This is a genomic window from Acidovorax sp. GW821-FHT10E03, from assembly GCF_059415205.1.
Genome location: NZ_JBWKMU010000008.1, coordinates 115,909 through 138,274 on the forward strand (window position 1 = coordinate 115,909; position 22,366 = coordinate 138,274).

The following is a 22,366-nucleotide window of genomic DNA, read 5'->3' on the forward strand; positions in this document are numbered from 1 at the left end:
AGTCTGAGCGGATCAACCCACGCTGCGCATGGTGCACATGAGTTCGGCCTCGCAGGCCACTTCCTCGCCCACGCTGGCCACGCCCTTGAACTTCCAGATGCCGCCGCGCACGCGGTCGATCGTGATGGAGAGAATCAGCTGATCGCCCGGCTCCACCGGCCGCTTGAAGCGCGCGCCATCGATGCCGACGAAGTAGTAGATGTTGTTTTCATCGGGCACCTTGCCCATCGCGTCGAACGCCAGCAGGCCGGCGGCCTGCGCCAGGGCCTCGAGGATCAACACACCCGGCATCACCGGGCGCCCTGGAAAGTGCCCCATGAAATAAGGCTCGTTGAACGTCACGTTCTTGATCGCCTTTATGCGGGTGTTGCTCTCAAGCTCGATCACTTTGTCCACCAGCAGGAACGGGTAGCGGTGGGGCAGTTGCTTGAGAATTGCGTGGATATCCATCATCGAGTTGTTCTTCCGTTCATGCTGCTTTCAGAGCTTGCTCCAGCGCCTTGATGCGCTCTCGCAAGCTGTGCAGTTGTTTGAGTGTTGCAGCGTTTTTTTCCCAACGCGCATTGTCGTCGATGGGAAACATGCCCGTGTATTGCCCAGGCTGGCTCAAAGAGCGCGTGACCACCGTGGCGGCAGAGATGTGCACGTTGTCCGCCATCTCCAGATGGCCCAGCACGATGGCGCCGCCGCCCACGGTGCAGTGCGCGCCAATGGTCGCGCTGCCGGCCACGCCCACGCACCCCGCCAGGGCCGAGTGCTTGCCGATGCGCACGTTGTGCCCGATCTGGATCAGGTTGTCGAGCTTGACGCCGTCTTCGATGACGGTGTCCAGCAGCGCACCACGGTCGATGCAGGTGTTGGCGCCGATCTCGACATCGTCGCCAATGTGCACGGCCCCCAGTTGCTCGATCTTGACCCACTGCCCGTTCTCGGGCGCAAAACCAAAGCCGTCGGCGCCGATCACCACGCCGGGGTGCACGATGCAGCGCGCGCCGATGCGGCAGCCCTCGCCCACCGTGACACGGGACTTGAGCACGGTTCCTGCGCCAATGCGCGCACCGCGTTCCACCACGCACAGGGGACCGATGGTGGCGGTGGCATCGACCTGCGCCGACGGGTCCACCACCGCGCTCGCGTGCACACCGCCCTGCACTGCGGGGGCATTGAGCCGGCGCCAAAGCTGCGTGGCCCGCGCGAAGTACACGTAGGGGTTGTCCGCCACGATGCAGGCGCCACGGGCCAGGGCGGCATCGCGCATGGCAGGCGCCACAATGACACAGGCCGCCCGGGAGGCGGCCAGTTGCTGTTGGTAGCGGGGGTTGCTCAGGAAACTGAGGTCTCCCGGCCCTGCAACCTCCAGGGGCGCGATGCGGGAAATGACGGCATCCCGTGCCGCACCTCCTTCCAGCGAGCCACCGAGCGCATCAACTATGTGCCCGAGAAGCAAGCTCACGCGCCACCTGTCCAGCGCTGGGACTTACTTGCCGGCAGCGGCATTCAGCGCCTTGATCACCTTGTCGGTGATGTCGTGCTTGGGGTTGATGTAGACGGCCTCCTGCAGGATCACGTCGTACTTCTCCGCCTCTGCCACCTGCTTGACCACCTTGTTCGCACGTTCGAGCACCTGGGACAGTTCCTCGTTCTTGCGGGCGCTCAGGTCTTCCTGGAATTCGCGGCGCTTGCGCTGGAATTCACGGTCCTGGTCCACCAGCTGGCGCTGGCGGGTGGTGCGCTGGCTTTCAGCCATCGTGGGAGCTTCGCGCTCGAACTTCTCCGTGGCGGTCTTCAGGGTGTTGCCCATGTCCACCAGTTCTTTCTCACGGCGGGAGAATTCCTGCTCCAGCTTGGCCTGTGCAGCCTTGGCGGTGCTGGCCTCGCGGAAGATGCGGTCGGTGTTGACAAACCCGGCTTTGAACTCTTGCGCTTGTGCAGGCGCTGCGATGGCAAGCGTGCCAAGCAGCAGGGCCAGAGAGATATGGCGAGAAAAGGATTTCATTAGAAAGACGTTCCAATCTGGAATTGCAGTTTCTGGATTCTATCGCCGGCGAACTTGCGCACCGGTTGCGCAAAGGCCAGGCGCAACGGACCCAGCGGGGAAATCCAGCTCAGGCCCAGGCCGACGGAGGAACGCATGTCACTGAAAGTAACTTTTTCGTTCTCTCCGTACACATTACCCACATCAAAGAAAGTGAATACACGCAGTGTCCGGTCGTTGCCCGCGCCCGGGAAGGGTGCGATCAGCTCCGCGTTCAAGGTGACCTTCTTGGGTCCCCCCAACGACGCGCCCGTCACGTCACGCGGCCCCAGCGTACCCTGGTCGAAGCCGCGCACGGATCCCAGCCCACCCGAATAGAAGTTCTTGAACACGGGGAACGGCCTGCCGTTCATGCCCTTGCCGATGCCCACCTCGCCGTTGAAGGCGATGGTAAAGCGCTTGTTCAGTGGCACGTACTGCTGGTACTGGTAGTTGGCCCGCACATAGCGAGCATCCCCCGCCACCGACCATTCTGAATTGAGGCGCTGATAGCGGCCGGAATTCGGCGCCAGAGCGCTGTCGCGGTCGTCCCGCGACCAACCGATCGTCAAAGGAATGGAGGTGCTGCTGTAGCCAAACTGGTCGGCATAGGCCAGGTAGGTGGCGGGAATGTTCGTACCCGCCTTGATCTTGGTCTGCTCCAGCCCCCCACCAAAGAACACGGTATCGGTTTCACTGAACGGAACACCGAATCGCACCGACGTTCCGGTGGTCACCAACTCGTAGTTGCCGCCCTGGTCTTCGTAGGGCTTGTCCGTGCGGTAGTACACATCCAGCGTGCGCGAGATGCCTTCCGGCGTGAAGTATGGGTTGGTGGTGCTGAACACCAGCGTGCGACGGTACTTGCTGGTGTTGACATCGATGCCCAGGTAGTTGCCGGAACCAAAGATGTTTTCCTGCTTGATGCCGAACGACAGCGACACCTTTTCGGCGCTGGAGAAACCCACCCCCATCTGCAGCGAGCCCGTGGGCTTTTCCGCCACGTTGATCACGAGGTCGACCTGGTCGGGGGAACCCGGCACTTCCTGGGTTTCCACATTGACTTCGGTGAAGAAGCCCAGGCGGTCCACGCGGTCGCGCGACAGGCGGATCTTCTCGCCGTCGTACCACGAGGCTTCGTACTGGCGGAATTCACGGCGGATCACTTCATCGCGCGTGCGGTTGTTGCCGCTCACGTTGATGCGGCGCACATAGGCGCGGCGCGAAGGTTCGGCCTGCAGCACGAAGGCGACCCGGTTGTTTTCGCGATCGATTTCGGGCACGGCTTCCACGCGCGCGAAGGCGAAGCCAAAACGCGAGAAATACTCTGAAAACGCCTTGGTCGTTTCCGTGACCTGGTCCGCGTTGTAGGGCTCGCCCGCGCGGATGGTGACCAGGGACTTGAACTCGTCTTCGCGGTCCAGGTAGTTGCCCTCCAGCTTGACGCCCGAGACCACGTAGCGCTCGCCTTCCGTCACGTTGACGGTGATGGAGATGTCCTGCTTGTCGGGCGAGATGGCGACCTGCGTGGAGTCGACCCGGAACTCCAGATACCCGCGCTGCAGGTAGTACGAACGCAGCGTCTCCAGATCGGCATTGAGCTTGGCGCGCGAGTAGCGGTCCGACTTGGTGTACCAGCTGAGCCAGCCCCCGGTGTCCTGGTCGAACAGGCCTTTGAGCGTGGATTCACTGAAGGCCTTGTTGCCGACGAGGCGCACTTCCTTGATGCGGGCAGGCTCGCCCTCGACCACGGTGAAGGTCAGGTTGACGCGGTTGCGCTCGATCGGCGTCACAGTGGTGACGACCTCGGCGCCGTACAGGCTCTTGTTGATGTACTGGCGCTTGAGCTCCTGCTCGGCGCGGTCCGTCAACGCCTTGTCGTAGGGCCGGCCCTCGGTGAGTCCGACATCGCGCATGGCCTTCTTGAGCGCGTCCTTGTCGAACTCGCGCGTGCCGGCGAAGTCAACGTCGGCGACGGTGGGCCGCTCTTCCACCACCACCACCAGCACGTTGCCGGCCGCCTCCAGGCGCACGTCCTTGAACAGGCCCAGTCCGAAAAGAGCGCGGATGGCCGCGGCGCCCTTCTCGTCGTTGTAGTCGTCACCAACCCGCAGCGGCATGGAGGCAAACACGGTGCCGGGCTCCACGCGCTGCAGGCCCTCGACGCGGATGTCCTGCACCTTGAAAGGCTCCAGAGCCCATGCCGCATTGGCGGCAAAAATCATGGCTGCAACGGCCGATGCGGTACGCACGCCCAGGCGATTGATGTGTTTTTTCATGAATGAAGCTGGAGCCGCAGTTGCAGGGCAAGCGCGGCAAAAGTGTTAGCCAAAGAGCCGGGTGATATCGTTGAACAGGGCAATGGACATCATGAGAAGCAGGACCGCAACGCCTCCACGCTGCAGGCGCTCCATCCATGCATCCGACACCCCCCTGCCCGTGACACCCTCCCAAAGATAATACATCAGGTGCCCTCCGTCCAAGACAGGCAGCGGCAGCAGGTTGAGCACGCCCAGGCTCACGCTGATCAGCGCAAGGAAGACAAGGTACTGCGAGAGTCCCAGGCTGGCGGAGCGCCCTGCGTAGTCGGCGATCGTCAGGGGGCCGCTGAGGTTCTTGAGCGATGCCTCGCCGATCACCATGCGTCCCATCATCCGAAGCGTGAGGATGGAGACATCCCAGGTCTTGACCACGCCGGCCCAGGCCCCCTCGAACACGCCATATTCCACCGTCACGAATTCAGGGGGGGCCCCGACATACGCCCCGATGCGGCCGACGGAGGCGCCCAGTTCCGGCTTGGCCTCGGGCAACACGTCCACGCTCAGCACCTGGCCTGAGCGATCAATGCGCCAGGACTGTGCCAATGGCTCGCTTCCCCGCACCGACTGGCGGATCAACTCGCGCAGCTGCTGGCCGTCCACCACGTCGCTGGCACCGATCCTGAGCACCACGTCCCCCTGGCGCAATCCAGCGCGGGCTGCGGCCCCGTCAGGCATGACCTCGCCCAGCACCGGCCGCGTCCACGGCCCCAGGATGCCGATCTTGCGAAACAGCTGGGCGTCCGCCTCCCGGCTGTCGATCTTCGACATGTCCAGCAGGATTTCCCGGTGCACAGCGCCCGACTGCGGCTGCACGTCGAGGCGCACGTTCACACCCTCCAGCGCACCGCGCGTGAGCAGCCAGCGCAGTTCTTCAAACGAGCGCACGGGCTCCATCTCGTCCGACCCCAGCGCTGCCTGCGCGACCAGCTCGCCGCCCCGCAGGCCGGCACTCTGCGCGACGGACCCGGCCACCGGACTGGCGAGTACCGCCTTGGGCTCGTCCACCCCGTTCCAGTTCACAATGGAATACAGCAGCACCGCCAGCAGCAGGTTTGCCAGCGGCCCCGCGGCCACGATGGCCGCGCGGGAGCGCAGCGGCTGGGTATTGAAAGCCAGATGCCGCTCCTCGGCGGCCACGGGCGCTTCCCGCTCGTCCAGCATGCGCACATAGCCCCCCAGCGGAAAAGCCCCCAGCACGAACTCCGTGGGCGACCCCTTGGGCTGCCAGCGCAGCAATGGTTTGCCAAAGCCCACCGAGAAGCGCAGCACCTTGACCCCGCACGCCACGGCCACCCGGTAGTGGCCATATTCGTGCACGGCGATCAGAAGGCCCAGGGCCACGATGAAGGCAACGATGGTAAGGAGCATGTACGGGTCCGTGGTGCTGTGAGAACTCAGGCCGCCAGGCGGCCCGCGGCGTGCTCGGCAGCATTGCGTGCCTGGGCATCCAGGTCCAGCAGGGCTTCGAGGGAATCCGGCTTGGAGGGAGAAACCGCGTCCAAAGTTGCAAGATTCACGGCATGGATACGGTCGAAACGCAGCCGCCCCGACAGGAAGGCCCCAACCGCGACCTCGTTGGCGGCGTTCAATACGGCGGTCGTGCCTTCGGCCGCCTTGAGCGCCTGCCAGGACAGGTGCAGCCCGGGAAAACGGGCCGCGTCGGCATCTTCAAACGCCAGCGCCGTCAAGGCAGAGAAGTCGAGCCGGCTGGCACCGCTGGCGATGCGCTCCGGCCAGGCCAGGCCGCAGGCGATCGGCACGCGCATGTCGGGGGTGCCGAGCTGGGCGAGGATCGATGCATCCTTGAACTGCACCATCGAGTGGATGATCTGCTGCGGATGGATCACCACCTTGATCTGGTCGGGGTGCAGGTCGAACAGCCAGCGCGCCTCGATCACTTCCAGTGCCTTGTTCATCATGGTGGCCGAATCCACCGAGATCTTGCGGCCCATCGAGAAATTGGGGTGAGCGCAGGCCTGGTCGGGCGTGATCTGCGAGAGCGTGGACGGATCCCGCTGGCGGAAGGGACCACCAGACGCGGTCAGCAGGATGCTGTCGACGCGTTCGGCCCAGGTCGCCGGATCTTCGGGCAGGCACTGGAAAATCGCGGAATGCTCGCTGTCGATGGGCAGCAGCGTCGCGCCGCCCTCGCGCACGGTCTGCATGAACAACCCGCCGCCCACCACCAAGGCCTCCTTGTTGGCCAGGAGCAGCCGCTTGCCCGCGCGCGCTGCAGCCAGGCACGGCGCCAGGCCGGCAGCGCCCACGATGGCCGCCATCACGGCATCCACGTCAGGGTGGGATGCTATTATTTCAAGAGCATCTTGCGCTTGAAGGACTTGCGTTGGAAGGGCATTTGCCTGCAGTCTTTCAGCCAGCAGCGCCGCATGGGGGGCACTCGCCATCACGGCGTAGCGGGGGCGGAACTGCGCGCACTGCGCCAGCATCAGGTCCACCTGGGTCGCGGCACTGAGCGCGAACACCTCGAAGCGCTCGGGATGGCGGGCCACCACGTCGAGCGTGCTGGTACCGATGGAGCCCGTGGAACCCAGGACAGTCAGTCGTTGTTTCATCATTGCGTTGTCAGGCTCGTGAGCATCATGGCCAGCGGCAGGGTGGGCAGCAAGGCGTCCACCCGGTCGAGCACGCCACCGTGCCCGGGCAACAGGCCGCTGCTGTCCTTCACGCCCGCGCTGCGCTTGATGAGGGACTCCACCAGGTCACCCGACACGCTCATGGCCACCATGAACAGGGCCGCGATCACGAGCAGCCACCAGCCTTGCTGCGCCATGCGGCTGTAGAAGCTGGGAACGGCCGCCTGCCAGTGGGCATCGGCGGCCACCCAGATGAATGCCATGGCCAGCACGCCGGCAAGGCCGCCCCACACACCCTCCCAGCTTTTGCCGGGACTGATGGAAGGGGCCAGCTTGCCCTTGGTGAAGCGCAGGCCAAAAGCACGGCCCGCGAAATACGCGAAGATGTCGGCGACCCACACCAGCAGCAGCACCGACAGCAGGAAGTTGACGCCCACGTTGCGCGCCTGCACGACCGCCAGCCACGCAAGCCAGAGGGCCAGCACCCCGGCCACCAGGCGCACCGCCGCCGGAATGCGAGGCCAGCCGGGCACGCCGGCCCTGAGCAGCCAGGCCGCGGACAGCACCCAAAGGCCACCCCCCGCCACCCAGAGCCCCGCCAGCGGGCGGTCAATCCAGCCCAGGGCCCACGACCCGGCGCACAGGGCGACGCACGCGCCCCCCACCGCCACGGAGCCCGCCTGTCCGAAACCGCTCAAACGGCCCCATTCCCAGGCGCCAGCCGCCATGAGCACCAGCACCACCAGGGTGAACGGGACGGTGGACGACGAATAAAAAAGCGCCGGCAGCAGAATGGCCAGCAGGACAAGGGCTGTAATGACGCGCTGTTTGAGCATGGGGCCTTTCAGCCCGGCATCGGATGGGGATGCGCGGACAGGATCTGTTCGGAGGTTTTGCCAAAACGGCGCTCGCGGCCGCCAAAGGCAGCAATCGCCTCGTCCAGCGCCGACTCGTCGAAATCCGGCCACAGCCGGTCGCTGAAGAAGAACTCGGAGTATGCGGCCTGCCACAGCAGAAAGTTGCTGATCCGCATTTCCCCCCCGGTGCGGATCACCAGGTCCGGATCGGGCACATGGGCCAGGCCCATAGCACCGTGCAGGCTGGCCTCGGTGATGGGCTCGCCGCGCGCTGCCAGCGATGCGGCGGCCTGGGCGATGTCCCAGCGGCCGCCATAGTTGAAACAGACGTTGAGGACGAGGCGGGTGTTTTGCGCCGTGGCGGCTTCTGCCTGCGCCAGGCCATCGCGCACCTTGGGCGACAGGCCGGCACGCTCACCCACGAAATACAGGCGCACGCCATCCTTCTTGAGCTGCGGCACTTCGCGTGCCAGCGCCATCGCCAGGAGTTCCATGAGGCCAGAGACCTCATCCGCCGGGCGGTTCCAGTTTTCGGACGAGAACGCGAAGACGGTCAACACCCCCACGCCACGCTGCACGCAGGCGCGCGCGCAGCGGCGCAGTGAATCAACCCCCTGCTTGTGGCCGGCCAGGCGCGGCAGAAAGCGGCGCGTGGCCCAGCGGCCGTTGCCATCCATGACGATGGCGATGTGGTGCGGCACCACCGGAGATACAGACATGTGAACGTTCAAGCCCTCAAGGCTTAAACCGCCATGATTTCCTGCTCTTTGGCCGCCACCAGCGCATCGATCTCGGCGATGTGCCTGTCGGTGAATTTCTGCACGTCGGTTTCGGCGCGCTTCTGGTCGTCTTCGGACGCCAGCTTGTCCTTGACCAGCTTCTTGACGGACTCGTTGGCATCGCGGCGCAGGTTGCGCACGGCGATCTTGGCGCTTTCGCCTTCATTGCGGGCCAGCTTGGTCATTTCCTTGCGGCGCTCTTCGCTCATGGGGGGCATGGGCACGCGGATGAGATCGCCCATGGACGCGGGGTTCAGGCCCAGATCGCTTTCGCGGATGGCCTTCTCGATCTTGGCGCCCATGCCCTTTTCCCAGGGCTGGACGCTGATGGTGCGCGAATCGATCAGCGCCACGTTGGCCACCTGGCTCAGGGGCACGAAGGAGCCGTAGTACTCGACCTGCACGGTGTCGAGCAAGGCGGGGTTGGCACGGCCGGTGCGGATCTTCTGCAGGTTGTTCTTGAACGCCGCGATGGACTGGTCCATCTTGGTCTCTGCATTCTTCTTGATGTCGGCAATCGTCATGTTTTCTCCTCGGGGCCGGTCTGCATCCGGTGCAGGCCGCAAGCCATCATCGTCGTCGTCAAGCGTAAACCAGCGTACCTTCGTCTTCGCCCATCACCACGCGCTTCAAGGCGCCATGCTTGATGATCGAGAACACCCGCACCGGCAGCTTCTGGTCGCGGCACAGCGCGAAGGCGGTCGCATCCATGATGCCCAGGTTGCGGGACATGGCCTCGTCGAAGCTGAGCTTCGTGTAGCGCGTGGCCGTGGGGTCCTTCTGGGGGTCGGCAGTATATACGCCGTCCACCTTGGTGGCCTTGAGCACCAGCTCGGCGCCGATCTCGGCACCGCGCAGGGCAGCCGCCGTGTCGGTGGTGAAGAACGGATTGCCCGTACCGGCCGCGAACACCACGACCTTGCCCTCTTCGAGGTACTGCAGGGCCTTGGGACGCACGTAGGGCTCGACGACCTGCTCGATGGCGATGGCGGACATCACGCGGGCCACCAGGCCCTGCTTGTCCATGGCGTCCGCCAGGGCCAGCGCGTTCATGACGGTGGCCAGCATGCCCATGTAGTCGGCGGTGGCACGGTCCATGCCGACCGAGCCGCCGGCCACGCCACGGAAAATGTTGCCCCCACCGATCACCACGGCCACCTGGACACCCAGGCGCGTCACTTCGGCGATCTCCTCCACCATGCGGACGATGGTGGCGCGGTTGATGCCGAAGGCGTCATCCCCCATCAGCGCCTCACCAGACAGCTTGAGCAGGATGCGCTTGTGGGCTGGTGCGGCGTGGGACATGGGAAATTTCTCCGGTGATAGATGCGGGGCTTGGGGGGTTGCGGAAACGATCAGGCAGCAGCCTTGGCAGCAGCCACCTGGGCGGCCACTTCGGCGGCGAAGTCGTCGACCTTCTTCTCGATGCCTTCACCCACGACGTAGAGCGTGAAGCCCTTCACGTTGGTGTTGGCGGCCTTGAGCATCTGGGCCACGGTCTGCTTGCCGTCGGCGGCCTTCACGAAGACCTGGTCAGCCAGCGAGACTTCCTTGAGGTACTTCTGCACGGCGCCGTCGATGCGCTTGGCGGTGATTTCCGCGCTTTGCGCGGGCTTGCCGGCGGCCACGAGTTCCTTGTTGGCTTCGTCGGCCTTGCCTTCGGCGACAGAGCGTTCCTTGGCGATCAGGTCGGCAGGCACGTCGGCGCTGGTCAGGGCCACGGGCTTCATGGCGGCCACGTGCATGGCCACGTCCTTGGCGGCAGCGGCATCGCCGTCGAACTCGACGACCACGCCAATGCGCGAGCCATGCAGGTAGGCTGCCAGGCTGGAGCCGCTGAAGCGCTTGAAGCGGCGGAACGACATGTTTTCGCCGATCTTGCCGATCAGGCCCTTGCGCACGTCTTCCAGCGTGGGGCCGAAGCTGTCCTGGCTGTAGGGCAGCGCGCCCAGGGCTTCGACGGTGGCGGGGTTGTGCTCGGCCACCAGCTTCGCGGCGGCATTGGCCATGGCGATGAAGCTGTCGTTCTTGGAGACGAAGTCGGTTTCGCTGTTGACTTCGACCAGGGCACCGGTGGTGCCGTCGATGTAGCTCGCCACCACGCCTTCGGCCGTGATGCGCGATGCAGCCTTGCCCGCCTTGGTGCCCAGCTTGACGCGCAGCAGCTCTTCGGCCTTGGCCATGTCGCCGTCGGCTTCCGTCAGGGCCTTCTTGCATTCCATCATGGGCGCGTCGGTCTTGCCACGCAGTTCAGCCACCATGCTTGCGGTAATTGCAGCCATCTTTATTCCTTCAGTGTTCAGTTCAATCGATTAGATTCAGCCTAAAAAAAAGGGGGCTCACCAGGGGCCCCGCTTTCATTCGCGACGGATCGCGCAGCCGGGTATCAGGCGGCGGCTTCTTGCACTTCCACGAACTCGTCGGAGCTCTCGGCCGTCACGGCCTTGACCACTTCGTTCACGGCGTTCGCACGGCCTTCGATGATCGCGTCGGCGATGCCACGGGCGTACAGCGTCACGGCCTTGGCCGAGTCGTCGTTGCCAGGGATCACGTAGTCGATGCCTTCAGGCGAGTGGTTCGTATCGACCACACCGATCAGCGGGATGCCGAGCTTCTTGGCTTCGGCCACGGCGATCTTGTGGAAGCCCACGTCGATGATGAAGATGGCGTCGGGCAGCGCAGCCATGTCCTGGATGCCGCCGATGTCCTTTTCGAGCTTCTCGATCTCGCGGGAGAACGTCAGCTGCTCCTTCTTGCTCAGGCTGTCGAGGCCAGCTTCTTGCTGGGCCTTCATGTCCTTGAGGCGCTTGATCGAGGTCTTGACCGTCTTGAAGTTGGTCAGCATGCCGCCCAGCCAGCGCTGGTCCACGAAGGGCACGCCAGCGCGCAGGGCTTCGGTGGACAGGATCTCACGGGCCTGGCGCTTCGTGCCGACCATCAGGATCGTGCCGCGGTTGGCAGCCAGTTGCTTGGCGAACTTCTGGGCTTCCTGGAACAGTGGCAGCGACTTTTCCAGGTTGATGATGTGGATCTTGTTGCGATGGCCGAAGATGTAGGGGGCCATCTTGGGGTTCCAGAAGCGGGTCTGGTGACCGAAGTGGACACCGGCTTCCAGCATTTCGCGCATGGTAACGGACATAAAAATACTCCAAAGGTTGGGTCTAAAATCCAGCCCCAATACTTGCGCCGCCGTGGTTTCTCACGAAAGACGCAACACCTTGACAGGGCTGGTTTGCGATTGGTTCTGCGTAAGCCGCCACACGCACATTGCGACAATGCCCGATCACACCGGATTGCACTGCCCCTTGCCCGTGTTACTGCTCCCAGCAAAACCCAAAGATTCTAGCACACCCATGCTCCCTGACCTGATCGCCACCCGCGACCGCCTGCGGGACGGCACCACCGCCGTGCCCGCAGAGCTGGAACGTTGCATCGAAGCCGCCCAGTCCCCTGCGAACACCCACAGTTTCGTGCGCACGCTGTTCGGGGAAGCACGCACCAATGCGGTGCAAGCCGGCCTGGACCGCCTGCCCTTGGCCGGCCTGGCGGTATCGGTCAAGGACCTGTTCGACATCGCCGGCCAGCCCACGCCCGCCGGCTCCACGGTGCTGGCGGATGCGCCCGCCGCAGCGGCCGACAGCCCCGCGGTGGCGCGCCTGCGTGCCGCGGGTGGCGTTGTCATCGGCCGCACGAACATGGTGGAGTTCGCGTTTTCAGGCGTGGGGGTGAATCCGCACTTCGGCACGCCCGCGGCCTTCGATGCCCGGTCGGGCGCATTGCCCGGCGCGCCACGGGTTCCCGGCGGCTCGTCGTCGGGCGCCGCCGTGTCGGTGGCCACGGGGGCTGCGTTCATCGGACTGGGGTCGGACACGGGAGGGTCGATCCGCATTCCGGCGGCGCTCAACGGCATCGTGGGCTTCAAGAACACCGCGCGGCTGGTCCCCACGGCCGGGGCCGTCCCGCTGTCCACCACGCTCGACACGGCCTGCGCCATGACCCGCAGCGTGCGCGATGCCATCGTGGCGCACGAGGTGCTGGCCGCCCGGAGCGTCACGCGCAGCCTGGCACCGCTGTCGCAATACCGCCTGGCCGTCCCCTCGACGGTCTTCCTGGACGGCATGGACGCCACGGTAGCCCGGGCGTTCGAGCGCACCCTGTCCGCGCTGCGCGCGGCGGGCGCCACCATCGACACCATCGACATGCCCCCCATGCAGGAGCAGCCGGTGCATGGCTTCTCCGCGCCCGAAGCCTACGCCTGGCACCGCGAACTGCTGCAGCGCGCGGGCACGCGCTACGACCCCCGTGTGCGTGCGCGCATCGACAAGGGTGCGGCGCTGATGGCATGGGAATACATCGACCTGCTGCAGGCCCGCCAGCACTGGATGGCCCGCATGCACGCGTGCATGGAAGGCTACGACGTCCTGCTGTCCCCCACCGTGCCCATCGTGGCCCCCGCCCTGGCGGATGTGGCCCCGGCCGGCGGCCAGGACGCCGCGCAGGATGCGGCGCGCGACGCCGAGTTCTTCCGCGTCAACACCCTGCTGCTGCGCAATACCAGCGCCGTCAATCTACTGGACGGCTGCGCGCTGTCCCTGCCCTGCCATGTACCGGGGGAACTCCCGGTGGGCCTGATGGTCTGGCACAGGGCCCTGCGGGATGACACCGTGCTCAACACGGGCCTGCAAATCGAAAAAATACTACAAAAACAATAGCTACAAGCGCTTGATAATCAAGCTCTAGAGGCTAAAAACACCCAAATTCATGAAGATTGCCATCGTGGGCGCCGGCATTGTCGGCGTCACCACTGCCTATGAGCTGGCCAGCGACGGCCACGAGGTCACCGTGTTCGAGCAGCGCAGCGCTGCCGCCGAAGAAGCCAGTTTTGCCACGGCCGGCCTGCTGGGCTCCCACGTGCTCAGCCCCTGGGCCCTGCCCGGCTTCGGCCAGGCGCTGCGGCTCATGGGCGCCCACGCCACGCTGCGGCTGGCGTCCGGCCTGGGCCAGGACCATCTGGCCTGGCTGTGGCGCTGGCGCCGAGCGGCACGCGCCAACAGCGCGCCGGCCCCGGCTCTGGAGCAACTGGCGCGGTACAGCCAGGAGCGCCTGAAGGCCATCGCCAGCCAGCACGAGCTGGATTTCGAATCCAGTGACGGACGCCTGGTGCTGCTGCGCAGCGAGCAGGAGCAGGCCGCGCTGCAGCCGGCCCTGCAGGTGCTGCGCGACTGCGGCGTGGCGGCACGCGAGATCGATGCCGCGACGGCGCGCCACATCGAGCCCGGGCTGTCCCCCGACGCCCCGCTGGCCTGCGCCATCCACCTGCCCGACGCCAGCGCCGGCAACTGCCGCCTGTTCGCGCAACTGCTGCGCCAGGGCACGCAAGGTTCGGGCGTGCAGTTCGCGTTCAACACCCGTGTCGAACGCATCGGCACCAGCCCCCTGGGCATTGCGGTGCCCGGCGAGCCCGAGCTGCGCCGCTTCGATGCCGTGGTGCTGTGCGCGGGCATGGCCTCGGCCGCGCTTCTGCCGCCGCTGGCGCTGCGCCTGCCGATGACCGCCGTGTACGGCTATTCGGTCAGCGCGCCCCTGCGCGAGTCCACGCACGCGCCACGCGCCAGCGTGGTGGACATGGCCCAGCAGATCTCCATCACCCGCCTGGGGCAGCGCGTGCGCATTGCCGGTGGCGCGGAGCTGGCGGGCGCCGGCGCGGACCACCATGCGCCCACCCTGCAGCGCCTGTACCGCACGCTCAACGACTGGTTCCCCGGAGGGGCGCAGCTGTCCTCGGGGCTGCAGGTTTGGCGCGGCGCGCGCACCATGCTCCCCGACGCGGCCCCCGTGGTGGGCCCCAGCGGGGTGCCGGGGCTGTGGCTCAACACGGGCCACGGCGCCGGCGGCTGGGCCCTGGCCTGCGGGAGCGCCCGGGCCGTGGCGGACCTGATCGGCCAGCGCAGCCCCGAGATCGGCCTCGAGGAGTTCGGCATCCAGCGTTTCTAGAGCGTGCTGGAGTCCCCCCGGAACGGGAGGCCCGGCAAACCCGCCAGGGACGCTGGGCGCGGGGATAGAAAGGGCCCGCGGCAACGCGCCGCGGCCACGAAAAAATGGGGCCAAAGCCCCATTCCAGCGACCGCGCGCCGGGTCCTACTTGGCCGTCGGCATCACGAACTCGGCCCCCTTGGGCGTGCTTTCAGGCCAGCGCTGCATGATGCTCTTTTGCTTGGTGTAGAAGCGCACGCCTTCCTCGCCGTAGGCGTGCATGTCGCCAAACAGGCTGCGCTTCCAGCCGCCAAAGCCATGCCAGGCCATGGGCACGGGAATCGGCACGTTGATGCCGACCATGCCGGCCTGGATGCGGCGGCCGAACTCGCGGGCCACGTTGCCGTCGCGCGTGAAGCAGGCCACGCCGTTGCCGAACTCATGGTCGTTGACCAGCTTCACGGCCTCGCCAAAATCCTTGGCGCGCACCACCGCCAGCACCGGGCCGAAGATCTCCTCCCGGTAGATGCGCATCTGCGGCGTGACATGGTCGAACAGGGTGCCTCCCATCCAGAAGCCGCCTTCGCAGCCCTCGCCGGCCTGCGCCGCGTCAAAGCCGCGGCCATCCACCAGCAATTGCGCGCCCTCCTTCACGCCCAGGTCGATGTAGCCCGAGATGCGCTCGTGGGCCGCGCGGGTGACGATGGGGCCCATCTCCGCCGCCAGGTTCGTGCCGTCGAGCACCTTGAGCGCCTTCGCGCGCTCGACGAGCTTGGGCACCACCTTGTCGGCGGCATCTCCCACCAGCACGGCCACGCTGATGGCCATGCAGCGCTCACCGGCCGATCCGTAGCCCGCGCCGATGAGGGCGTCCACGGCCTGGTCCATGTCGGCATCGGGCATGACGATCATGTGGTTCTTGGCGCCGCCCAGGGCCTGCACACGCTTGCCGTGGCGGGCGCCGGTCTCGTAGATGTAGTTGGCGATGGGGGTGGAGCCGACAAAGCTGATCGCCCGGACATCGGGGTGCTCGATGAGCGCATCCACCGCCTCCTTGTCGCCCTGCACCACGTTGAAGACGCCGTCGGGCAGGCCCGCCTGCCGGAACAGGTCGGCCATGAGCAGCGAGGCCGTGGGATCGGTGGGGCTGGGCTTGAGCACGAAGGTGTTGCCGGTCGCGATGGCCACCGGAAACATCCACATGGGCACCATGACCGGAAAGTTGAAAGGCGTGATCCCCGCCACCACGCCCAGGGGCTGGCGCAACGTCCAGTTGTCGATGCCGGTGCTCACCTGGTCGGTGAAATCGCCCTTGAGCAGTTGCGGAACGCCGCAGGCGAACTCGATGATGTCGATGCCGCGCGCCACCTCGCCCTGCGCATCGGTGAACACCTTGCCATGCTCGGCCGTGATGGCGCGGGCCAGCGCATCCTTGTGCTGGTTGACCAGCTCCAGGAACTTGAACAGCACGCGGGCGCGGCGGATGGGCGGCGTGTCCGCCCAGGCGGGAAAGGCGGCCTGCGCGGCGGCCACGGCCGCATCCACATCGGCGCGGTGGGCCAGCGCCACGCGGCCCGTCACGGCGCCCGTGGCGGGATTGGTCACGTCCTGGCTGCGTGTGCTGGTGCCCATGGTGCGCTGGCCGTGGATATAGTGGCCAATGGGGGCCGGCTGGGTGGCGGTGGTCATGCAAACCTCTTTCAAAGAACGGTGGAAAGTGGCCTGCAGTCTAGGAGCGACAACCCGCCGCGCCAAGACCGTGGCGGTGAATTGATTGTTCACATTGATGAACAATAGAGCCATGAAATCGACAATCCATCCCAAACCCGAAGCCCTGTGGTCGCACCTGCACTGGCTCGTCGTGCTGGGCGAACAGGGCAGCTACACCGGCGCCGCCGCGCGCCTGGGCGTGAGCAAGGCGGCCATGAGCCAGCACATCGCGGAGCTGGAACGCGCGGCAGGCGTGCCGCTGGTGCGGCGCACCACGCGCAGCGTGGGCCTGACCGAGGCGGGGCGGCAGCTGGTGGACGACACGCGGGGCGCGTTCGACAGCATCGCCGAGAGCTTTGCGAGCGTGCGCGACCGCGCCGGCGTGCCCCAGGGCCGCCTGCGCGTGACCGCCCCCGTCGCGCTGGCACGCCAGCAACTGGTGCCCCGGCTGCCTGCGTTCGTGCGCGCCTATCCCGAAGTACGGCTGGAGCTGGACCTGTCGGACAACCTGCGCTCGCTGACGCTCGAAGGGCTGGACCTGGCCATCCGCCACACCGCCGTGGCCCCCGACACCCATGTGGCCTGGCTGCTGTGCACCACGCGGTCCGTGCTGGTGGCCAGCCGCGCCTACCTGCGCCGCGCCGGTCTGCCCCGCACGCCCGGCGACCTGCGCGGGCACGACTGCCTGCACTACCCCCGCACCCAGGAAGCTCCGGCCTGGACCTTCGAGCCCGTGGTGCCGGGCACCGCCCCCCGACTGACCGTGCCCGTGGCCGGGCCGCTGGCCGCCAGCAACAGCGAGGCCCTGCGCGACGCGGCCCTGGCGGGCCTGGGCATCGCGCTGGTCCCCGACTTCAGCGCGCAGGCCGCGCTGCAGTCGGGCAAGCTCGTCCAGGTGCTGCCCGACTGGCGCTCCGTGGGCACCTTCAGCGAGACGATCCACGCGATACGCCCCTACTCGGCCCATGTGCCGCGTTCGGTGTCGGTGTTCGTGGAATGGCTGCGCGAGGCCTTTGCCCCCGGCTTCGGGGCATGAGGCCGTGCGCGTGCCGCGGCCCCCGGGGCGGGGGAAGCCGTGCGGCCATGCCCACCGCGAGGCGGACACCGTGGACCCGGCGGACGCACACCCAAAAAAAGAAAACCGCCCGCAGCGGCCCCGTGGGGCGCCGCAGGGCGGGCCTGCAGGTTCGGCGGCTTCTCAGGCCTTGATGCCCAGCCTGTCCACCAGTTGCTTGAACGTGGCGTTGTCCCGTGCGATCAGGGCGTTGAAGTCCGCCTGGTCCAGGTAGCCCTCCCCCATGTTCTGGCGGGCCATGGTGTCGCGCAGCGCGGGCTCCTGCAGGGTCTTGGCGATGGCGGCGCGCAATACCGCCACCACTTCGGGCGGAGTGCCCTTGGGCGCGGCCAGACCGCGCCAGCCCCCGATCACGAGGTCGATCTTGCGTTCCTTGAGCGTGGGCACCGCCTCCCACCCGGCGGCGATGCGCTGCTCTGACATCACGGCCAGCGGGCGGATCTTGCCCGCCGCCACATAGGTGGCCACCTCCACCGGCGTGACGGCCACCACCTCGATGTGCCCGCCCAGCAGGTCCAGCACGGCGGGGTTGGCACCGCGGTACGGCGCATGGTTGAACGACACGCCCACCTTGTCCTCCAGCGCCGCGGCCGCCAGATGCCCCAGCGAGCCCGGCCCCGCATTGCCCACGCGCACGCCGCCCGGGCTCTTGCGGGCGGCCGCCAGCAGGTCCTCGATGGTGCGCAGGGGGGAGTCCGCGCGCACGGCCAGCGTGGCCGGGTCGGCGTTCAGCCGCGCGATGGGGGTCAGGCTGTCGGCCGTGATCCTGGTGATGCCCATGTGGGGGATCATCGTGATCTCCACCGTGATGATGGCCAGCTTGTAGCCGTCGGGCCGGGCATTGGCCAGCTCGGTCCAGCCCACGGCGCCGCTGGCGCCCGCCTTGTTGAGAACGATCAGGTCCTGCGGCAGGTGCTTGCGCGCCGCCTCGGCCAGCGCCCGGGCCAGCACATCGGTGCCGCCGCCCGCGGCGAAGGGCACGATGAGTTCAATGGGCTTGCCGGGATAGGCCGCGGTCTGGGCGGCGGCGGGCAGCATGGTACCTGCGGCCAGGCTGGCCAGGGCAGCGCAGGCATGGCGGCGGTTCAGGGAAACGGTCATGGCGTGGTGTCTCGTGTCGGGTATCTGGGGTCGTATCGGCCCGGTCAATCAAGGCGGATGTTGGCGGCGCGGATCACGCCCGCCCACAGCTTCTGTTCGCTGCGCACGAAGTCGGTGAACTGCTGGGGCGTCATGGACAGCGGCTGGATGCCGATCTCTTCGAGCTTGGCGCGCGTCTCGGGATGGCGCAGGGCGGCCGCCAGGTCCTTGTTCAGGCGCTCCACCACCGCCGCAGGCATCCGGGCCGGGCCCACGAACCCCTGCCACGCATAGGCCTCGAAGCCGGGTACGCCGGCCTCGGCCATGGTGGGCACATCGGGCAGGATGGACAGCCGCTGCGGCGTGGCCACGGCCAGCACGCGCACCTTGCCCGCCTTGATCATCGACAGGCTGGGCGGAAGGTCGACGAACATCGACTGCACCTGGCCCGCCATGAGGTCCTGCAGCGCCGGGGCCGAGCCCTTGTAGGGGACATGCAGGATGTCCGTGCCGGTGCGCTGCTTGAACAGTTCCAGTGCCACGTGCAGCGGAGAGCCCGGGCCCGACGAGGCCGACGAGACGGCCCCCGGGCTCTTGCGCACCTGGGCCAGGAACTCCTGCATGTTCCGGGCCGGGAAGTCGGGGTGCACGGCCAGCACCAGGGGCATGCGGCCCAGGCCGCCGATGAAGCTGAAGTCCTTCTCGGCGTTGTAGCTCAGCGCGGAATACATGGCCGGGTTGAAGGCCAGCGTGCCCGAATCGGCCGTGCCCACGGTGTAGCCGTCGGCCGCGGAGCGCGCGATGAAGGTGGCGCCGATGATGCTGGCCGCGCCCGGCTTGTTGTCCACCACCACGGGCTGGCCCAGGTCCTGCCCCATGCGCACGGCCAGGCTGCGCGCGATCACGTCGGTGGTGCCGCCGGGCGCATAGGGAACCACCCATTTGACGGGCTGGGACGGGTAGGCGGCGGTCTGCGCCTGGGCGCCGAGCGTGCAGGCGAGCAGTGCACCGGCAAGGATGCGAAGGGTGTTGCGTTTCATGGTGTGTTTGTCTCCAGAGGTTGGCGGTTCAGGGGCAAGGTTTTCTGCGAACCTTTTCGGAAATCTTTGGTGTTTTTGCGCTCTTGCGCTTGATGCGATTGCGCCAGCAGCTATCAAATAAATAGCATCAGCGCGGCGCGACCATCCAGGCATGCGCGGGATCGTTCCTGAACGCCCAGCGGCGCTCGGGCCCCGCCATGGTGTTGAGGTAGTACAGGTCGTAGCCATGCGGGGCCACGCAGGGGTGGTAGCCGCGCGGCACCATCACCGTGTCGCGGTGTTCCACGGCCATGGATTCGTCCAGCGAGCGGTCGTCGGTGTACACGCGCTGAAAGGCGAATCCCTGCGCGGGATGGAGCTGGTGGTAGTAGGTTTCCTCGAGCACGGTTTCGGCGTGTGGCTGGCCCGCGTCGGCGCTGTCGTGCTTGTGCGGCGGGTAGCTCGATGAATGCCCGGCCGGGGTGATCACCTCCACGACCAGCAGGCCTTCGGCGGGCTGCGACTCGGGCAGGATGTCGCAGACGTGGCGCGTGTTGCTGCCCTGCCCGCGCACGCTGCGCTGCATCTGCGTGGGTTCGATCACCCGCTCGGGATACAGGCCGCGCGCCGGCGCGCTGCTCAACGCCACCTCGGCGGCGCCCCGCGCCACGATGCGCACCGCCCGGTCTGGCGGCACATACACGGCCGTGGGCGAGGCCTCCTCGAACACCGAGGCACGGCTGCCCAGGGCCCGGTAGGCCTGTGCGCCCACGTGCACGTCCACCTGCCCGCTGAGCACCGTGATGCACAGCTCGCGCGCGCCGGTGGCCAGCGACTCCTCGTCCCCCGCGCCCAGGCGCAGGGCCTTGAACCCCACGTGGGTCCATCCGGCCGTGGCCGGCGTCACCTCCACCACCACCCGGCCCGACGGGTTGGCCTTGACGAGCAGTGTCATGCGGGCACTCCCGCGGCCTCGGGGGCGGTGGCGGCCTGCGCCGGGCGGCTGTCGCGCCAGCCCGCGATGAGGCGGCGGAAATTGGCGGCCACCTGGGCCTGCAGCCCGGCGTCGTCGATCTCGCCCTTGAGCCAGGCCAGGCTGGGCCCGGCCCAGACGGTGCGCCCGATCATGAAGCCCTTGACGATGGGCGCGCGCGCCTCGGCAAAGCCTGCGATGAGCTGCTCCACCGGCTGCGACAGCCCCAGGATCACCGCGCCACGGCAGTACGGGTCGCGCTCGCGCACCAGGGCGTCCAGCGCCTCCCAGTGGCGCGCGGCCATGGCGCCGACCTTCCACCACTCGGGCTTGAGGCCGATCCCGTAGAAGTGGCGGATGGCGCGCAGCACGGCCTCGCCGGTATCGCCCGGGGCCAGCATGTCCTTGGGCGGAATCACCTCCAGCAGCAGTTCATGCCCGCTGGCGCGCGTGGCCTCCCACACCTGCTGCAGCCACTCGTCCTGCTCGGCGCGCAGCGCGGCCGCGTCGTCCGGGTGGTAGAACACCAGGCATTTCACGACCTGCTCGCGCGGCCAGTGCACCAGCTGCGAGGCCAGCGAATGCGTGCCGTCGAAACGCAGCGGGCGCGAGCCGGGCCGCTCGATCGGTCGCCCCAGCCACCAGCCCCGGCCCGTGGCGCCGTGCAGCGCGGCCTCGCCGATGCGTCCGTCGATCAGCACGCCCATGCGCCCCCCGCACCCGGGGTCCCGCTCGACCTCGGCCACCACGGCGTTGAGCAGCTGCTTGAGCACGGGCAGGCGTGCGCCCTGCGCACCGGCCTGCCGCGCCAGGTCTTCAAACTGGGCGCGGTGGTCGTAGGCCAGCACGAACAGCTCGGGCCACTGCGGCCGCGCCGCCGTCACCCGGTGCAGATGGGCCAGTTGCGGGTCCTGGTCGGGCCGGGGGTGGCGGTGCCCCGAGAACCAGTGGGCCAGCTCGGCCGGTGTGGGCATGGCGGGCGCGCAGCCGTGGCGAGACACCACGATGGCCCCGCAGGCATTGGCGATCGCCGCCGACTCGACCAGGGTCTTGCCCCGCAGCAGGCCCGACAGCAGGCCCGACGCGAAGGCATCGCCCGCGCCCAGCACGTTGAGCACCTCGATGCGCTCGCCCAGCACCGTGGGCGCATCGTCCAGGGCGGCGGGCACCGCCCCCTCGATGATGCTGCAGCCCAGCGGGCCCCGCTTGACCACCAGCACGGCCTGTGTGTGCCCGCGCACTGCGCGCAGGCTGGCCATCAGGTCCCCGGGCACGCCGCCGGCGATCAGCCACTCCTCTTCGGTGCCGATGATGAGCTCGAACGATCCGAGCTGCGCCTGCAGGTGGCGGCTCACCGCGTCGCTGCCCACGTAGCGCGTTTCGCCATCGCCCTTGGCGGCCAGCCCCCACAGCACGGGGCGGTAGTCGATGTCCAGCACCCGCACCAGACCATGGCGCTGCGCGATGTCCAGCGCGCGGCGGCTCGCGGCCAGCACGGTGGGCGTGCTCAGGTGCGTTCCGGTGATCACCAGGCTGCGGCAGCGCGCCAGGAACTCCTCGCTGATCGCGTCGGCGTCCAGCGCCATGTCGGCGCAGTTCTCGCGGGCGAAAAGCAGGGGGAAGGTGTCCTGGTCCTTGATGCCCAGCAGCACCATGCCCGTCAGGCGCTGGTCGTCCACCTGCACCTGGCTCACGTCGCAGCCCTCGCGCCGCAGGGTGTCGAGCAGGAAGCGGCCGTTCTGCTCATTGCCCACGCGCGACACCATGGCCGAGCGCAGCCCCAGCCGGGCAGTGCCAAAGGCGATGTTGGCCGACGAGCCTCCCAGGTATTTGGCGAAACTGGTCGCGGCCTCCAGGCTGCAGCCGATCTGCTGGGCATAGAGGTCCACGGCCAGCCGGCCCAGGCAGGCCACGTCAAAGGGCCGGTTGGAAGGAAAAGAGAGCATGCATGGGTCTCCGCAAGGGCGCGGC

At 67.4% G+C, this 22,366-nt stretch carries 20 protein-coding genes; 3 read left to right on the forward strand and 17 right to left on the reverse strand.

Going from position 1 to position 22,366, the window contains the following annotated elements; genetic code table 11:
* Nucleotides 1–12 precede the first annotated feature (12 nt).
* The 12 genes from fabZ to rpsB form a co-directional block, all read right to left on the reverse strand.
* Nucleotides 13–453, reverse strand: a complete 441-nt coding sequence (fabZ, locus tag AC07OD_RS15545) for a 3-hydroxyacyl-ACP dehydratase FabZ (RefSeq protein WP_010457855.1) — start codon at nucleotides 451–453, stop codon at nucleotides 13–15.
* A 16-nt stretch (nucleotides 454–469) separates the two neighbouring features.
* Nucleotides 470–1,453 (reverse strand): UDP-3-O-(3-hydroxymyristoyl)glucosamine N-acyltransferase, encoded by a 984-nt coding sequence (gene lpxD / locus AC07OD_RS15550; protein ID WP_218341590.1) that lies wholly within the window; start codon nucleotides 1,451–1,453, stop codon nucleotides 470–472.
* 24 nt (nucleotides 1,454–1,477) lie between these two features.
* On the reverse strand, nucleotides 1,478–1,996 hold the full coding sequence (locus AC07OD_RS15555) for an OmpH/Skp family outer membrane protein (RefSeq protein WP_218297690.1): 519 nt from the start codon (nucleotides 1,994–1,996) through the stop codon (nucleotides 1,478–1,480).
* Nucleotides 1,996–4,293 (reverse strand): outer membrane protein assembly factor BamA, encoded by a 2,298-nt coding sequence (gene bamA, locus AC07OD_RS15560; RefSeq protein ID WP_218297691.1) that lies wholly within the window; start codon nucleotides 4,291–4,293, stop codon nucleotides 1,996–1,998. Before bamA ends, AC07OD_RS15555 begins: the two co-directional genes overlap by 1 nt.
* A gap of 45 nt (nucleotides 4,294–4,338) precedes the next feature.
* Nucleotides 4,339–5,703 carry an RIP metalloprotease RseP gene (gene rseP / locus AC07OD_RS15565; protein ID WP_218341589.1) on the reverse strand — a complete coding sequence of 455 codons (1,365 nt, stop codon included), beginning with the start codon at nucleotides 5,701–5,703 and terminating at the stop codon, nucleotides 4,339–4,341.
* Between the two features lie 26 nt (nucleotides 5,704–5,729).
* Nucleotides 5,730–6,908 carry a 1-deoxy-D-xylulose-5-phosphate reductoisomerase gene (ispC, locus tag AC07OD_RS15570; RefSeq protein WP_369643761.1) on the reverse strand — a complete coding sequence of 393 codons (1,179 nt, stop codon included), beginning with the start codon at nucleotides 6,906–6,908 and terminating at the stop codon, nucleotides 5,730–5,732.
* Nucleotides 6,908–7,765, reverse strand: coding sequence for a phosphatidate cytidylyltransferase (locus tag AC07OD_RS15575; protein ID WP_218297693.1), 858 nt, complete (start codon nucleotides 7,763–7,765; stop codon nucleotides 6,908–6,910). The genes ispC and AC07OD_RS15575 overlap by 1 nt, the downstream gene beginning before the upstream one ends.
* Nucleotides 7,766–7,773: 8 nt before the next feature.
* The gene (gene uppS, locus AC07OD_RS15580) at nucleotides 7,774–8,505 is read right to left on the reverse strand and encodes a polyprenyl diphosphate synthase (protein WP_218297694.1); all 732 of its coding nucleotides are present in this window, start codon (nucleotides 8,503–8,505) and stop codon (nucleotides 7,774–7,776) included.
* A 23-nt stretch (nucleotides 8,506–8,528) separates the two neighbouring features.
* On the reverse strand, nucleotides 8,529–9,089 hold the full coding sequence (gene frr, locus AC07OD_RS15585; RefSeq protein ID WP_218297695.1) for a ribosome recycling factor: 561 nt from the start codon (nucleotides 9,087–9,089) through the stop codon (nucleotides 8,529–8,531).
* A 58-nt stretch (nucleotides 9,090–9,147) separates the two neighbouring features.
* Nucleotides 9,148–9,870: a UMP kinase gene (gene pyrH, locus AC07OD_RS15590; protein WP_056413356.1), complete on the reverse strand. Its 723-nt coding sequence runs from the start codon at nucleotides 9,868–9,870 to the stop codon at nucleotides 9,148–9,150.
* Between the two features lie 50 nt (nucleotides 9,871–9,920).
* Entirely contained in the window at nucleotides 9,921–10,847 is a 927-nt protein-coding gene (gene tsf, locus AC07OD_RS15595; RefSeq protein WP_218297696.1) for a translation elongation factor Ts, read from the reverse strand.
* Between the two features lie 104 nt (nucleotides 10,848–10,951).
* Nucleotides 10,952–11,704, reverse strand: coding sequence for a 30S ribosomal protein S2 (rpsB, locus tag AC07OD_RS15600; RefSeq protein ID WP_218297697.1), 753 nt, complete (start codon nucleotides 11,702–11,704; stop codon nucleotides 10,952–10,954).
* 214 nt (nucleotides 11,705–11,918) lie between these two features.
* Between rpsB and AC07OD_RS15605 the strand changes: the two genes are divergently transcribed.
* Together AC07OD_RS15605 and AC07OD_RS15610 are read left to right on the forward strand one after the other, a co-directional pair.
* Nucleotides 11,919–13,277 carry an amidase gene (locus tag AC07OD_RS15605; RefSeq protein ID WP_494597412.1) on the forward strand — a complete coding sequence of 453 codons (1,359 nt, stop codon included), beginning with the start codon at nucleotides 11,919–11,921 and terminating at the stop codon, nucleotides 13,275–13,277.
* Nucleotides 13,278–13,326: 49 nt separating this feature from the next.
* A complete protein-coding gene (locus AC07OD_RS15610; protein ID WP_492253500.1) occupies nucleotides 13,327–14,559 on the forward strand; it encodes an FAD-dependent oxidoreductase in 1,233 nt (410 codons plus the stop codon).
* 144 nt (nucleotides 14,560–14,703) lie between these two features.
* Here AC07OD_RS15610 and AC07OD_RS15615 read toward each other — a convergent pair whose 3' ends face one another.
* Nucleotides 14,704–16,227 carry a CoA-acylating methylmalonate-semialdehyde dehydrogenase gene (locus AC07OD_RS15615; RefSeq protein WP_218341586.1) on the reverse strand — a complete coding sequence of 508 codons (1,524 nt, stop codon included), beginning with the start codon at nucleotides 16,225–16,227 and terminating at the stop codon, nucleotides 14,704–14,706.
* 112 nt (nucleotides 16,228–16,339) lie between these two features.
* Here AC07OD_RS15615 and AC07OD_RS15620 point away from each other — a divergent pair, with 112 nt between their 5' ends.
* Nucleotides 16,340–17,284, forward strand: coding sequence for a LysR family transcriptional regulator (locus AC07OD_RS15620; RefSeq protein WP_218297701.1), 945 nt, complete (start codon nucleotides 16,340–16,342; stop codon nucleotides 17,282–17,284).
* A 162-nt stretch (nucleotides 17,285–17,446) separates the two neighbouring features.
* On the opposite strand, the gene AC07OD_RS15625 is transcribed toward AC07OD_RS15620, so the two are convergent.
* From AC07OD_RS15625 to AC07OD_RS15640, 4 genes are all read right to left on the reverse strand, one after another.
* The gene (locus AC07OD_RS15625; protein ID WP_492253501.1) at nucleotides 17,447–18,424 is read right to left on the reverse strand and encodes a tripartite tricarboxylate transporter substrate binding protein; all 978 of its coding nucleotides are present in this window, start codon (nucleotides 18,422–18,424) and stop codon (nucleotides 17,447–17,449) included.
* Between the two features lie 44 nt (nucleotides 18,425–18,468).
* On the reverse strand, nucleotides 18,469–19,443 hold the full coding sequence (locus tag AC07OD_RS15630) for a Bug family tripartite tricarboxylate transporter substrate binding protein (protein WP_494597413.1): 975 nt from the start codon (nucleotides 19,441–19,443) through the stop codon (nucleotides 18,469–18,471).
* A 127-nt stretch (nucleotides 19,444–19,570) separates the two neighbouring features.
* The gene (gene iolB, locus AC07OD_RS15635) at nucleotides 19,571–20,377 is read right to left on the reverse strand and encodes a 5-deoxy-glucuronate isomerase (RefSeq protein WP_494597414.1); all 807 of its coding nucleotides are present in this window, start codon (nucleotides 20,375–20,377) and stop codon (nucleotides 19,571–19,573) included.
* Nucleotides 20,374–22,341 carry a bifunctional 5-dehydro-2-deoxygluconokinase/5-dehydro-2-deoxyphosphogluconate aldolase gene (locus AC07OD_RS15640; protein WP_494597415.1) on the reverse strand — a complete coding sequence of 656 codons (1,968 nt, stop codon included), beginning with the start codon at nucleotides 22,339–22,341 and terminating at the stop codon, nucleotides 20,374–20,376. Before AC07OD_RS15640 ends, iolB begins: the two co-directional genes overlap by 4 nt.
* Between the last annotated feature and the right edge of the window lie 25 nt (nucleotides 22,342–22,366).